This window comes from Nocardia sp. NPDC102475, assembly GCF_055584605.1.
The window spans coordinates 22522-36490 of sequence record NZ_JBVJLS010000016.1 but is presented as its reverse complement, the minus strand read 5'-3'; the positions used below and the strand labels follow the sequence as shown (position 1 = coordinate 36490).

Here is a 13969-nt window from a genome sequence, read left to right as displayed (position 1 = left end):
CCTACCGCAGGTTCCCGATCACCTTCGCCCCGAATTCGGCCAATGTCTCCGGTGCGGCGAAATCGGTGAACCACACGTAGAACCGCTCGACGCCGCGCTCGACGAGGTCGCCGAAGTGTGCGACGAGTTGCGCGGCGTCACCGACGACAAGGCCCTCACCCAGCTGACCGAATCGCCGAGTGCTGCGCGCGTGCACCTGCGCGGCATCCCGGCCATGGCCGACGAAGCCGACCATCTGCTGGACGGATACCCGCGCCGATCCGATCTCGGGTCGCAGTTCGGTCAGCCGATTCAGTTGCGGCGCAGGCAGATTCCACCAGGTCGCATAGCCGCGCACCAATTCCAGCAGGGGTGCGCTGGTGCCGCCGATGACAATCGGAATCGGTGTACTCGGTGCCGGTACCTGCACCGGTCCCTCGGTATTCGGTGCGCCCCAATACTGGTGCAGCAGTTCCAGACTGCGCCGCAGCCGATCCCGTCGTGCGGCCGCTCGGTCCCGGGTGATGTCGAATCCCACCAGCTCGTGCGGTACCGACCCGGCGCCGAGACCGAGTTCGAATCTGCCGCCCGATGCCTCCTGCAGCGTCACCGCCTCCTTGGCGAGTATCGCCGGATGCCGGAACGAGTCGCACAACACCAGATGTCCGATCCGCAGCCGCTCGGTTCGCGCGGCCACCCATGCGGCCACCGTCATCGCCTCCCAGAGCGGCAGTTGTTCGGCGCCGGGCGCGACCAGATGATCGATGAACGCGATGCCGTCGAACCCGCCGGCCTCGGCCATGCGGGCCCGTTCCACGATGTCGTCGACGCGCAATTTGATCTGCGGCAAGAACAGAAACCACTCGGGCGTCGGATTGTTCACAACGCCAGGCCACCGTCGACGGCGACTGCCGCACCGGTCATCGCGCTGCTGTCCGGCCCGGCCAAAAAAGCCAGGACGCCGGCGATCTCACCCGGATCGAGCAACCGTCCGATCGGTTGTTGGCCGGCGAATCCCGTCACGTCGGGCAGCCGGTACAGGCGCGCGATCTCGGCCAGCAGAGCGGTATCGGCGGAGCCTGGACTCACCGCGTTCGCGGTTACCCCGGTACCGCCGAGTTCCGCGCCGAGTGCCCGAATCAGCCCTGTCACACCGGCTTTCGCCGCACAGTAGACGGCGAGCTGGGGCAGCCCCTTAGTCGCGGCGGCCGAGGCGACGGCCAGGAACCGCCCCGATCGCGGTGCGGGCCGGGCCAGCAGCGCCGGAACGGCCGCCCGCGCCAGATTCACGACTCCGCCCAGACAGACATCCAGGACCGCGCGCTCCTGCTCGATCGGCATCTCCCACAACGGAACTCCACCGGCGATCACCCCGGCCGCCGCGACCACCGCATCCAGCCCACCCCAAGTACCGACCGCCTCGGCCACCGCGGCCTGCAGTGCAGACGGATCGCGCACGTCGGCGATATACGGCCGCACCGCACCGACCCGGTTCACCCGGCTGCTCGCCTCGGTCGCCACCGCGACGAGTTCCTGTTTGCGCCCCATCGGATAGGGCAGCGCGGGATCATCGCTCGCCAGATCCACCGCGAGCACCGACCAGCCCCGAGACGCCAATTCCAGCACCGTCGCCGCACCGATCCCCCGCGCGGCGCCGGTGACCAGCGCGACCCGCCGATGCTCCGAACGCGAGGTCACGCCGACCTCGGAATCGGCGGATATTCGGCACCCGGTCGACGCCGATGCGAGTAGTCCTCCGACGGCCTCGACGCGGTTATGCGGTCGATCCGGGCCGACGCCGAATCACCGTGTCCACCTGGGCATTCCGTACGCGTGCCGCTGCTCGGCAGCCCGCGCAGTCCGGTGAACAGTTCCGAAGCGCGCCATATCGGTTCGAATCCGCCTGCGGCACGGATGTTTCCGGCGTGGAATCGGTCGTGGTCGGCGAACGCGAAGACATCGCCGATCGGGTCGATCACATACCGCACCCGGCCACCCCCGCGCAGGTTCGATCCCGGAATCGATGCGCCGTCGCCAGGCAGGTGGAAGAACGAATCTCCAGTCAGGACATCGGTATCGTGCGCGCGCTGCCAGTCGGCGAGTGTCCGCTGCTGAGCAGCCGTCGGGTGCGGCTCATCCGAGACGCGGCCGGATGGCCGGGTCAGCCGAAGCCGCGCACCGAACATATCGGCAATCGCCTTGAAAGCGTCGAGCTGGCCGACATTTTTGCTGGTCACGGCGACGGACAGCTCGAATCCATAGACGCCCGACGACGCGAGCAACTCCATCGCGCGCACCGCCGCCCGGTATGCCCCGGTGCCGCGCACCGCGTCGTTGACCGCCTCGGTCGCGCCGTCGAGGCAGATCCGCACGTCGATATCGCCGTTCCCGGCGATCCGCCGCGCGGCATCGGGAGTGATCCGAATTCCGTTGGTGGAGAACCTCACTCCGATGTGCTCGGCGGTGGCGTAGTCGACCAGTTCCCAGAAGTCCGGGCGCACGGTCGGCTCCCCGCCGCCGATATCGACGCGGCAAATCCGCATCCGCTCGAATTCGTCGATCAGGGCCTTGCATTCGGCGGTGCTCAGCTCGCGCGGATCGCGGCCGCGCGTGCTGGACGAGCAGTGGATGCAGGACAGATCGCAGGCGTGGGTCAGCTCCCAGGTCAGACAGGTCGGCGCGGCGACGGTTTCGCTGGTGTTGTCGATCATGGGGACTCCCGCGTCATTGCTTGCGCCACCGAGGTGGGAAATGTTGTTCTCGTCACAGGATAATGACATTCTGCAAGGGAAACAAGGAAGGCTGGCCCGCCCATTTCGGTATCAGGCGACGGCTTCCTCGCCGACGAGGGTGGTGCGGTGCATCAACCGGCGCGAGCTCACCTCATAGTGCTGGGCGCGGTGCAGCATGCCGGTGTTGTCCCACACCACCAGATCGCCGGGCCGCCATTGATGCTGCAGGGCGAACTGCGGCTGGGTCGACCATTCGAGCAACCGATCCAGCAGTGCCCGGCTCTCGTCCGCCGACATGCCGACGACCTGCGCCGCGGTCGCGCCGATCAGCAGCGACTTGCGGCCGTTCTTGCGCGTCCACACCAGCGGATGCACCCGGGTCGGCACCTTCGCCCAGGCGGCCCGCTCCCGATCCGTCGGATCCGGATTGGCCAGCGACTGCGCATGCGCGAAACTGTGCACCACGCGCAGCGTTTCGAGTTCGGCCCGCTCCGCGTCCGGCAGCGACGCGTAGGCGGCGAAGGTGTTGGCGAATTCGGTGCCACCGCCGTCGGCGGCCACCTCGAGCGCGGTCAGCAGGGTGGCCTGCTGCGGGACAGCGTCGGTCGCGCCATCGATATGCCAGAAGAAGGTGCCCTCCCGATAGGCGGCCAGGACGCTCTTCGCCGGATCACGGGTGATGGCCGATATCTCCGGATGCGCCTTCTCACCGCCGAACGGCGCGACCACGACCTCGCCGAGCAGGCGACTCAGCGCAACGAGCGCATCGTCATCGATGTGGGCGTCGCGGTAGATCACCACCCCGTAGCGGTCGAGCGCCGCGCGCAGGTCGTCGGCAACTCGCCGATCGGCGAGTTGCCTGCCGGACAGGCCGGTGATTTCCAATCCGATGTGGTCGGTCACGGGGATGGCGGTGACGGTCATGATGTGCCTCTTCGGTACGGCAGCACGCGGGTCGATGCCCTTCGAATGCTGAACTAGTGCCCAAACTTGATATGTGCATATGCTTAACACCGTGACGGATGACAGGTCAAGAGGCCGGGCGAGCACGGACGAGCCGACTGCCGGGCGCGGCACCGCCCGGGTACGCCGGATCGGCGCGCAGGATTCGACCACCCGGCTCGCCATCCTCGATGCCACCGCGCAGATCATGCTCGAGCAGGGACATGCCGCGGCGACGTCACGGCGGGTCGCCGCGCTGGCAGGGGTCAAACCCGCGCTGGTGCACTACTACTTCCCGACCATGGACGACCTGTTCCTCGCGGTATTCCGCCGCGGCGCGGAGGCCAATCTCGAGCGGCAGCGCCAAGCCATGTTCTCCGAGCAGCCGCTGCATGCGCTCTGGCAGCTCAGCCGGGAACCGTACGGCACCCGGCTACAGCAGGAATTCATGGCCCTGGCCAACCAGCGCCCGGCCATCCGGACCGAAATCGCCGCCTATATCGAACGTTTCCGCGATATCCAGGTGACCGCGCTGACCTTCATCGCCCGGGCCAGCGGTCTCGACCTCACCGAGCTGCCGCCGGTGGTGATTTCACTGCTCATCGCCAGCGTGTCCGGCGTCATCGCGACCGAGAATGCCGTGGGCGTCACACTCGGCCACGCCGATCTGGTCGCATTCGTCGAGCAGTACCTGGACCGGTTCGAGGCGAACGCATCCGAGCGCACCGAGATCGAGGCCGCGGATTCGTGATCCGCACATGCGTTCAGTCCGAGTTTGAGCACTAGTTCAGCATCCGAACTGGGGTAGCCCGCGGCTCCGACAGCTCGTCGTCGATATCCGGTGGGAATTTGTCGACCGCGCCCGCGCGCAGGGTGTATGGTCGACCTCACTGCGAGAGTGGCATTCTCCCAAATGAAGATTGACCATCTCTCCGCTTGTCGAGATCGGGGTGACGCACACCCCCGGCGGCGCACGAACAGCGAGGAGTCACGTGAACATCGACGACATGATCCTGGTGAGCATCGACGACCACGTCGTCGAGCCGCTCGATATGTTCGACGGTCGGGTGCCGAAGAAGTGGGCCGATCTGGCGCCAAAGGTGATCGTCGACGAAAAGGGCGTCGACCGGTGGGTCTACCGAGGGAAGCCGACGGGTGTCACCGGGCTCAACGCGGTCGTTTCCTGGCCGCCGGAGGAGTGGGGGTACGACCCGGCCGGTTACGCGGAAATGCGGCCCGGTGTCTACGACATCCACGCCCGCGTACGGGATATGAACGCCAACGGCATCCTGGCCTCGATGTGCTTCCCCACCTTCGCCGGATTCAGCGCCGGCCACCTGAGTCACTTCAAGGACGAGATCACCGTCGCGATGATCCAGGCATACAACGACTGGCATCTCGAGGGCTGGTGCGACATCTACCCCGGTCGGTTCATCCCGAACGCCATTCTGCCGCTGTGGGATCCGCAACTGGCGATCGCCGAGATCCACCGCGTCGCCGCCAAGGGCTTCCGCGGCGTCACGATGGCGGAACTGCCGCACCTGCAGGGCAGCCCCAGCTATTTCGACGAGGACTTCTGGGGGCCGGTCTTCGGGGCGCTGAACGAAACCGGACTGGTCATGAACCTGCATATCGGCACCGGATTCGGGGCGCTCAAGCTGGCGCCGGACGCGCCGATCGACAATCTGATGTGCCTGGCGCCGACGGTCTCCCAGATCACCGTCCAGGATCTGCTGTGGGGCCCGGCATTTCGCAACTATCCCAATCTGAAGGTGGCGCTGTCGGAGGGCGGCATCGGCTGGATCCCGTTCTTCCTGGATCGCTCCGATCGCCACTACACCAATCAGAGATGGCTGCGGCGCGACTTCGGCGGCAAGCTGCCGAGCGAGGTCTTCCGCGAGCACGTGATCGCCTGCTACGTCACCGACCCGACCGCACTCACCTATCGCGACGCGGTCGGGATGGACATCATCGCGTGGGAATGCGACTACCCGCACTCGGACTCGCTGTGGCCCGACGCACCCGAATTCGTGCTGAAGGAACTGAACGCCGCCCACGCCGACGACACCGATATCAACAAGATCACCTGGCAGAACGCCTGCCGTTTCCTGAATTTCGATCCATTCGAGCACACCCCGAAAGAGCAGGCCACCGTCGGTGCGCTGCGTGCGAAGGCCGCGGGTTGGGACACCTCGACGACGACGCGGCAGCAATACGCCGAAGCCTATGCCCAGCAAGCACACTGATCGAGGGATGACGACATGAAGTTGATGGTTTTCTCCCGCCCGCAGCCCGGCCGGGACGAGGAATACAACACCTGGTACGGCGAAGTCCACGTACCCGAGATGCTTGCCATCGATGGCGTGAAATCCTGTACGCGCCATCGTCTTCGGACCACCGAGGACCAGCCCACCGAATATCTGGCCGTCTACGACATCGACGGTGATATCGACACCGTGATCAAGGAACTGATGGCCCGGTCCAAGGACGGCCGGATGCGGCTCAGCCCGTCGATCGATCCGGCCAACACGCGGATGACGATCTGGGAGCCGATCTGACCCGCAGCCCGCGAGGCAATCCCGGCAAACGTCGATGTCACTGGGCTGGGTCCGCGACACAGCCGTCGACAAAGACCGCCGCATCCGCACCGCGATGCCCTGCAAGTCATGTCGACGATTTCGGCGGCAGTCTGCCAACATACCGACCCGGACACAACTGAACTCAAATAGCAACGGCCCCAGTCCATTACGTGTCGGACTGGGGCCGTACAGCCGTCAGGGTGGGGAACCCGCTACGGATCGAGTCGGTTGAACTCACCGTCTTTCACGCCTGCGGTAAGGCGTCCCATTCGCTCGGTGTGAAGATCAACGCCGGGCCAGTCGGGTTCTTCGAGTCGCGAACACCGACCGTTCCGCCGCATAGGTTTGCGACTTCCACGCAGTCCCCGCTCGGCTGGCTGTAGCTACTCTTAAACCAATTCGCGCCGGACAGGTCCTGGTCACGCGGCCGCACCACAGGGGTAATTGTCATCGGCGGTAGTCGAATGGTGGGCCGAGCACCGGCGACAGCCACCATTTGACTACCGTCGGCAGATGCTTTGCCAGAGATGAGCTGCGCAGTGCCAGCTCGTGCGGTGGGTCGGCCGTGAGTCGAACGACCGGGAACCGTATGTGCTCAGAAACCGAGATCGGCGAGCAGCCGCTCGCTTTCGGTCCAGAGGCGGATGGCGGCGGCATCGTCGAGAGCGACGGGGGCGGGTGTTTCGACCGTCTTCCGGTGGAAGTAGCGCCCACCGTCGCGACCGCCCTCGGGATCGGTGGCCAGCCACACCAGGGTGTCGGCCGGTTCATCCGGCGGCACCGTATCGGCCGCGGCCATATGTGCTCGCATCGCCGCATCGCCGTGCGTGGCGAAGTTACTGGCGACGACACCCGGGTGCATGGCCTGGGCGACGATGCCGTCAGGTGCCGCACGTCGCGCCAGTTCCCGGGTGAACAGAATATTGGCGAGTTTCGCGCGACAGTAGGCCGCTGTCGGGTGAAAGTCGTTCAGGCTCTGTGGATCCGACCAATCGAAGCCCTCGGTCGCACGGTGGGCGCTCGACGATACGGCGAGTACGCGCACCGATTCGGATGGCAGGCCCGCCGCGCTCTTCCGCAGCAGCGGCATCAGTTCCCTGGTCAACAAGAACGGGGCGAGGTGGTTGGTCGCGAAGGTCGCCTCGGTACCTTCCGCGCTGATGATCTTCCGGTCCCCCACGCCACCCGCATTGTTGATCAGCACATCCAGACACGTTGTGCGGCTTGCGATCTCGGTGGCCACACGCGCCACCTCCGTCATCAGGGTGAAGTCGGCGCGCACCATGTAGAAGCCGCCGCCATCACGCACGGCGGCCATGATCCGCGCTTGCGCGGCGGCACAACGTTGCCGATCGCGACCGACACCGATCACCTGCCAGCCGCGTGCCACCAGCTTTTCGGCGGTCGATGCGCCGATGCCGGAACTGGCTCCGGTCACGACCGCTACCGGACGAACTGCCTCGAATGTCAAAGTCATTGCCTCTCAGTGATTTCAGCGGGGCCGCAGGCCGTCGAGCAGAAGGCCGACGGTGAATTGGACCCGCTCGTCGAGTTGTTCAGGAGTTGGTGGGCGACCTGCCACGATGGAGCGCACCTGGCCGCCGACGACCATGCTCATAAAGGCGCGGGCGGCCTGTCCGGAGTTGGTCGGTGCGATCATCCCGGCGGCGATAGCGCGGTCGAGGACACCGGCTACGAAGTCGACCACCGGCCCGGCGCTCAGGTCGTAGTTGGCGACGAAGATCTCGGGGAAGCGATAGCTCTCGGTATTGATAATGCGTTGCAGGCGTAGCCCGTTCGGCGTCATCACCTGATCGATCCGCAGCCGGGCAACCTCGGTCAGCGTCTCGGCCAGGTCGCCGTTGTCGAAGCCCGCGAGCACGTCCGCGGGTACGACCTGTCGCTCGATGGCGCGCCGGACGGCGGCGAGGAACAGCGACGCCTTATCGGGATAGCGGGCGTAGACGGTGCGTTTGGTCATGTTCACGCGACCGGCGATCATCTCGATCGTCGCCAGCTCGTAGCCGTGCTCCAAGAAAAGATCCAGTGCGGTGTCGAGCAATTCCTCGTGCCGCGCCTCGGCCTGTGCCCGGGTGGGCCGCCCGGCCGTACGCCGAATGGGCGGTCCGACCTCCGTCATCCCCGTCTCCTCGATATTGCCGCTTGCGTCATCGTGCCTCCAGTCGCTAATAATGATACGCATGAGTTGCCATTTTTCCAGCGGGCAGCGCCACCGGGAAGGACTCCCCCGTGAGCTCAGCAATCGAAAGCCTGACACGGCTGGCCGATGCCGCCGATCGCTTCGACCACTCCGCCGCCGACCTGCGCGAAACCCAGGTCGCGGCACTCGACGAAAAACTCCGACAACACCAGGACCGGATCAAGTTGCTCGGACACCGCGCACGAGAAGCCGGTATCACCGAGATCCGCGACCGCGCGGATATGGTGCCGCTGCTGTTCCCGCACTCGGTCTACAAGAGCTATCCGGAAAGCTTTCTGATCGAGGAGAAGTGGGATCGGCTCGGCAAGTGGCTCGGCACCGTATCGCCCTACCCCATCAGCCCGATCGAGACCTCGGACATCGCCGATATCGACCACTGGATCGGGCGGCTGCAGGCCGCGGGGCATTATGTCTCCTGTTCCAGCGGAACGACCGGTAAGTCGGCCATGCTGCTCGCCTCGGAGCGGGATATGGAATGGTCGCGCAAGGATACGGTCAATGTCTTCTCCTGGGGTTCGGGTGTGCGGCCCGCACAGGACCGGCGGATGGTCGGGATCGCCGCCACCGCATCCGTCCCGAAGAACACCGTCATCGCCGCCGCCCAGCAGGCGGCGTTCGGCGATCCGGCCAAAGAGCGTTTCCGCCTGCCCATTCCACCGATCACCGTCGGCTCGCTGACCAAAATGGTGGTGCTGCGCAAGAAGATCGCCGACGGCACCGCGCGACCGGAGGAACTGGCCGATTTCGACCGGACCTCCCGGGAGCGGCAGGAGGCGCTCGACAAAGCAATGATCGCCGGCGCCGAGGCGCTCGTGCGATACCGCGCGGACAAGCTCTATATCTCGGGCATGTGGAATGCGCTGTACCAGGTGGCCGCGATCGTCCGGGATATGGGCTACTCCGCCGCGGACTTCCACCCCGACAACTGCCTCTACGTCGGCGGCGGGCTCAAGCGCGCCCAATTGCCGCCGGATTACCAGCAATTCGTCCACCAAACCTTCAACATCCCGGCCGACCGGGACTTCCAGAACTACTCGATGCAAGAACTGAATTCCGGAATGCCCAAGTGCCGCAAGGGCGATCGCTATCACATACCACCATGGATCGTGCCGTTCATCCTCGATGAGGACGGTGCGACACTGCTGCCGCATGAATCCGGTGAAATCGAAGGCCGCGCCGCGTTTTTCGATCTCTCACTGGACGGACGCTGGGGCGGGATCATCACCGGCGACAAGATCGCACTCGACGTCGACCCCTGCGCCTGTGGCAACAAGGGGCCGTCGGTCCGCAATGACATAGTCCGATACGCGGACATCAAGGGCGACGACAAGATCGGCTGCGCCGGAACCGTCGACGCGTATGTACGGGGGCTGTCATGACCATCGCCGACACCGTCGCGGCCGCGCCGTTCTTTCTGCGCGGCGAATTGCTCGAGGGTGAGGACGTCATGCATCGCTCACGCGATCTGGGCGTCACCTTCGCGACACCGCGCATCCCCATGGACCGCGCGGTGCATCCGCGCAGCGAGGTGCCGCCGCTGCTGAACGTCCCGCTCGCGGAGATCATCGATTTTCTCGTCGAGACCGGCCGACGGTTGCGCGCCCCCGAAAACCCGTTCGTGCGCGACTGCATCGACCGGATGTCGTCCACCCATGTGCTGCCGCGCGCCGTGCTGCAGGCACAGGTCATGGGCGCGGCGGGCTATCTCGACAAGCGGCTGCTCGAGACCGTGGTCGAACAGAATTTTCCGAACCCGCGGGCGCTGGACGAGTGGGTTCCCAAGCGGGACTTCACCGGTCGCCGGAGTTTCGTGCGGGCATTCGCACCCCGGCTGATTCACGTACTGCCTGGCAACTCACCCGGCGTCGCGGTGAAATCCATTGCCCACGGTGCACTGGTCAAGGCGGTCAATCTGTTCAAGATGTCGTCGAGTGATCCGTTCACCACGGTCGCGATCCTGCGGACCATGGCCGATATCGATCCCGACCACGCCATTGTGCAGTCGATGTCCGCGCTCTACTGGCGCGGCGGTGACGATGCGGTGGAACGGGTGCTGTACCGGCCGCAGTATTTCGACAAGATCGTCGCCTGGGGCGGCGGCGATGCGATCGATAACGTGATCAAATACCTCGGGCCGGGCTTCCAACTGGTGTCCTTCGACCCGAAGACGTCGATCTCGATGGTCGGCCGGGAGGCCTTCGCCTCGGACGAGTCGCTCGACCGGTCGGCAGAACTCGCCGCCACCGATGTGATGGTGCTCAACCAGGAGGCCTGCGTCGCAAGCCGTTTCGTCTATGTCGAAGCCGATCAGGCCGACGCCGACCGCTTCTGCGCCCGGCTGCACGCCCGCATCGTCGACAAGGCCGCCGGATCGGGCGACACCCGACCGCTCGATATCGATTTGCGCGAGCAGATCGACACCCTGATGATGCTCGACGACGAGTTCCAGGTCTGGGGACGGACCGACGGCAAGGGACTGGTGATCCGTTCCGAAGAACCGGTGGACTTCCACCCGATCAACAAGACCGCCAACGTGGTTCGCGTGGACAGCCTCGACACGGCGATGAAATACGTCAATGTGGCGACGCAGACAGTCGGCTTCTTTCCGTTCGACCGGATGGCCGACTACCGCGACCGGCTGGCCAGCGGCGGCGCACAGCGCATCGTCCGTCTCGGCGAGGCCGGACCGAGCACGATCGGCAACCCGCACGACGCGATGTATCCGCTGCACCGTTTCGTGCACTGGATGGCGCACGAGGACGGAGTCGCACCGGATTAGCTAGCCCGACTTTTTACCTTTGGCGAGGTCGTGGTGCGCATCGGGCAGCCGCACCGCGACCCGCACCCGGAACATCAGCGAGCGGGTCGGCAGCACCATGACCGCGCCGAGCGCCGCGGCCCGCCGCACCGCGACGGCGTGCGCGCCGACCGGCCCCCACCACCAATTCCAGCCGCAGCCGTGTGCCGAGAGAATACGGGCGGTGCTGGTGAAGTCCGCGTCCTCTAGCCCGACGGCGTCGACGAACAGTCCGCTCAATGCAATGGATCCGAAGAGCATCGACGGCGAGATCCCGTCACAGACGACGTACACGGTGCCCGTGGCGCCGACCCACCGTGCGGCCCGCTCCAATACGGCACGGCGACTCTTCGGGCTGCCCGAAACAAGCGCGACGGCCGCCACGGTCAAGCGCCGGGTCCTTCCAGGATCGTCACCGCCGACACCGCGGTCGGCCCACCGAGGTTGTGCGCCAAGCCGATCCGCGCACCGTCGACCTGATTGACCGCCGTACCGCGCAGTTGCTCGAACAACTCGACGCACTGGGCCACGCCGGTCGCCCCCGGCGGATGTCCCTTGGCCTTCAGGCCGCCACTCGGATTCACCGGCAGCGCGCCGCCGACCTCGGTGACCCCGCTCTCGATCAGTTTCGCGGCCCCGAATCGCTCGGCGAAGCCGAGGTCCTCGTAGCTGATCAGCTCGATACCGGTGAAGAAGTCGTGCACTTCGGCGACATCGACATCCGCAGGAGTCAGACCCGCCATCCCGAAAGCCGCCTTCGCGGCTCGCACCGTGGCCGGGAAGGACGTCATATCCCGCTTGTGCTGGTGCATCACCGAATCCAGGCCGAGGCCGACACCGCGGATCCACACCGGGCGATCGGTGTAGCGGTCGACCACATCCGCCGCGGCGAGCACCAGCGCCGCCGCACCGTCGCTCTGCGGTGCGCAATCGTAGAGCCCGAACGGTCCGGCCACGATCGGCGCTGCCAGCGCCTGTTCCATGCTGATCTCGAAACGCAAGCGGGCCTTGGGATTACGCACACCGTGCCGGTGGTTCTTCACCGCAACCATGGCCAAATGCTCTCTGGTCGCGGGCGATTCGTGCAGATATCGGGCCACGTGCAGCGCGAATCCGACGGGCGCGATCAGGCCGAGGGGATAGTCCCAGGCCATATCGCGCGCCATCGCCTCCCACTCCCACAGCATGTCCTTCTGCGCGGTCTCGCGCAACTTGTCCGCGCCGACGACGAGGGCCACGTCGAAAGCACCGGAGGCGATGCCGAACAGGGCATTGCGCACCGCGTCATTGCCTGTCGCACACGAGTTTTCGACCCGGGTCACCGGCAGATCCGGGAGCCCGAGCGCATCGGCGACAATCCCGGCCGGGAACCCGTCGGTATTGCCCATCGCGCCGAACCAGGCCGCCTGCAGATCAGAGGTGGCCAGCCCCTTGTCGATGCTGGCGGCGCATTCGGCGAACGCCATCGGCACCAGATCCTTGACGCCGAGGGCGAAATGCTCGGCGAAGGGCGTCATACCCGCACCGACGATAGCTACTTCCCTCATCGCGCGACCTCCGGTTCGAATGCGTATCCATAGTCGGGCACCCCCGACCGCACGGCGACCCGGCGCAGCACCATGCGGCCGCGGTCCCCGATCGCCACGGTGCCCGGATCGGTGCCGGTCACCTTCGCCAGCGCCCGCACCCCGACACCGTCGAGTTCGATGATCACCAGGGTGTACGGACTTCTCAGCCCCGGCACCGGTATCGCGACGGTGGCCTCGGTGTACACGGTGCCGGTGCGCGGCAGCGGCACCAGGGTGTAGTCGGTGCTCAGACCGCCGTTCGCGGCGACCCGATAGCGCGGCGGGAAATCCAGTTCATCACTGCCGGAGTGTTTTCCGGCCTCCCAGCGCACCTTCGCCTCGAATGCGCGCTCGTAGGCGGCAAGCGAGATCGGAATCTCGGATCCGGGCCACAGGTCACCGTCGGGCAGCTCTCTGGCCGCCGACTCGCGCCGGTGCAGCACGGCCGTACCGGTGGCCACCGTGATACCGGACAGGCTGGCCTGCTCCACCCCCACCAGCAGACCCGTGCTGCCCCATTCGGCCATGGCCGCCAAGGCGAACAGCCCGGCGCTGGCGCCCACCGTCGGCAGCGACGGCGGACCGCCGAGGCACAGCGCGGTCGCCTGTTTGTCGTCGACCCCGGCCACCGCCACCGGCGTATCCAGCCAGGCCGCAGCCAGCGAGGCCAACAAGCCGCGCGTGTGCAGCAGTCGCGGATCGCCGTAATCGTGTACGGCCCCAACGGCATTGCGGGTGCGCACCGGCAGGCTGCGCGCCACCCGGGCGGCGGTGCGCACCTGCAGGCCGTGATCGGAGACCAATGCCGCGGCCGCGCCCGCGGGCTCGGTATCGACCCCGATGATCAGGGTGCGCGGCCGGGCGGAACTGAGCGAGTCGAGGGTGGCGGGCGCGCCGCCGAGCCGCTCGATCACCTCCAGTTCCGGATCCAGCCCCAGCCCGGCCAGCAGGACCGCGGCATTACTGCTTTCCACCAGCGGCAGATCGCGGCTGACCACAATCACCCGTTCCACCGGACCGGCGTCGTGCAGCGCGGCGCGACCGGCCTCCACGGCCAGGGTGATCGCGTCCTCGTCGTCGCCGAGCACCCGATGGCGCTGGGCGCCCCAGCACGGCAGGTAGGTCCCTATCGAAGCGATGTAGGTCATGAG

Annotated in this window: 14 protein-coding genes and 1 pseudogene; 5 read left to right on the top strand and 10 right to left on the bottom strand. The window is 66.3% G+C overall.

Annotated features, from left to right (window positions below; all coding sequences use genetic code 11):
- Position 1: 1 nt before the first annotated feature.
- The 4 genes from ACZ60G_RS27000 to ACZ60G_RS26985 all read right to left on the bottom strand — a co-directional run bounded on the left by ACZ60G_RS27000 (position 2) and on the right by ACZ60G_RS26985 (position 3635).
- Complete coding sequence (locus tag ACZ60G_RS27000; RefSeq protein WP_465813457.1) at positions 2-862, bottom strand: LLM class flavin-dependent oxidoreductase; 861 nt, start codon at positions 860-862, stop codon at positions 2-4.
- A complete protein-coding gene (locus ACZ60G_RS26995; protein WP_465813456.1) occupies positions 859-1677 on the bottom strand; it encodes a mycofactocin-coupled SDR family oxidoreductase in 819 nt (272 codons plus the stop codon). The genes ACZ60G_RS27000 and ACZ60G_RS26995 overlap by 4 nt, the downstream gene beginning before the upstream one ends.
- The gene (mftC, locus tag ACZ60G_RS26990; RefSeq protein WP_465813454.1) at positions 1674-2690 is read right to left on the bottom strand and encodes a mycofactocin radical SAM maturase; all 1017 of its coding nucleotides are present in this window, start codon (positions 2688-2690) and stop codon (positions 1674-1676) included. Before mftC ends, ACZ60G_RS26995 begins: the two co-directional genes overlap by 4 nt.
- Before the next feature lie 111 nt (positions 2691-2801).
- Positions 2802-3635 (bottom strand): TauD/TfdA dioxygenase family protein, encoded by an 834-nt coding sequence (locus tag ACZ60G_RS26985; protein WP_465813452.1) that lies wholly within the window; start codon positions 3633-3635, stop codon positions 2802-2804.
- 169 nt (positions 3636-3804) lie between these two features.
- On the opposite strand from ACZ60G_RS26985, the gene ACZ60G_RS26980 reads away from it, so the two are divergent.
- From ACZ60G_RS26980 to ACZ60G_RS26970, 3 genes are all read left to right on the top strand, one after another.
- Positions 3805-4404, top strand: coding sequence for a TetR/AcrR family transcriptional regulator (locus ACZ60G_RS26980; protein ID WP_465813644.1), 600 nt, complete (start codon positions 3805-3807; stop codon positions 4402-4404).
- Between the two features lie 241 nt (positions 4405-4645).
- Positions 4646-5899, top strand: a complete 1254-nt coding sequence (locus tag ACZ60G_RS26975; protein WP_465813450.1) for an amidohydrolase family protein — start codon at positions 4646-4648, stop codon at positions 5897-5899.
- A gap of 15 nt (positions 5900-5914) precedes the next feature.
- Entirely contained in the window at positions 5915-6211 is a 297-nt protein-coding gene (locus ACZ60G_RS26970; RefSeq protein WP_465813448.1) for a hypothetical protein, read from the top strand.
- A gap of 233 nt (positions 6212-6444) precedes the next feature.
- Here the strand turns inward: ACZ60G_RS26970 and ACZ60G_RS26965 are convergent.
- The 3 genes and pseudogenes from ACZ60G_RS26965 to ACZ60G_RS26955 form a co-directional block, all read right to left on the bottom strand.
- Positions 6445-6683: pseudogene (locus ACZ60G_RS26965) on the bottom strand (DUF397 domain-containing protein).
- Positions 6684-6827: 144 nt separating this feature from the next.
- Positions 6828-7709, bottom strand: coding sequence for an SDR family NAD(P)-dependent oxidoreductase (locus ACZ60G_RS26960; protein WP_465813447.1), 882 nt, complete (start codon positions 7707-7709; stop codon positions 6828-6830).
- Between the two features lie 15 nt (positions 7710-7724).
- Positions 7725-8372, bottom strand: a complete 648-nt coding sequence (locus tag ACZ60G_RS26955; RefSeq protein ID WP_465813445.1) for a TetR/AcrR family transcriptional regulator — start codon at positions 8370-8372, stop codon at positions 7725-7727.
- A gap of 110 nt (positions 8373-8482) precedes the next feature.
- Between ACZ60G_RS26955 and ACZ60G_RS26950 the strand changes: the two genes are divergently transcribed.
- A complete protein-coding gene (locus ACZ60G_RS26950; RefSeq protein ID WP_465813443.1) occupies positions 8483-9832 on the top strand; it encodes an acyl-CoA synthetase family protein in 1350 nt (449 codons plus the stop codon).
- A complete protein-coding gene (locus ACZ60G_RS26945) occupies positions 9829-11232 on the top strand; it encodes an acyl-CoA reductase (protein ID WP_465813441.1) in 1404 nt (467 codons plus the stop codon). Before ACZ60G_RS26950 ends, ACZ60G_RS26945 begins: the two co-directional genes overlap by 4 nt.
- Here the strand turns inward: ACZ60G_RS26945 and ACZ60G_RS26940 are convergent, their stop codons facing one another.
- Genes ACZ60G_RS26940 through ACZ60G_RS26930 form a run of 3 tightly spaced genes read right to left on the bottom strand, consistent with a single transcriptional unit; the run spans position 11233 to position 13966 of the window.
- Positions 11233-11640 (bottom strand): hypothetical protein, encoded by a 408-nt coding sequence (locus tag ACZ60G_RS26940; protein ID WP_465813439.1) that lies wholly within the window; start codon positions 11638-11640, stop codon positions 11233-11235.
- Positions 11637-12797, bottom strand: a complete 1161-nt coding sequence (locus ACZ60G_RS26935; RefSeq protein WP_465813437.1) for a thiolase C-terminal domain-containing protein — start codon at positions 12795-12797, stop codon at positions 11637-11639. Before ACZ60G_RS26935 ends, ACZ60G_RS26940 begins: the two co-directional genes overlap by 4 nt.
- Positions 12794-13966, bottom strand: coding sequence for a Zn-ribbon domain-containing OB-fold protein (locus tag ACZ60G_RS26930; RefSeq protein ID WP_465813435.1), 1173 nt, complete (start codon positions 13964-13966; stop codon positions 12794-12796). Before ACZ60G_RS26930 ends, ACZ60G_RS26935 begins: the two co-directional genes overlap by 4 nt.
- Between the last annotated feature and the right edge of the window lie 3 nt (positions 13967-13969).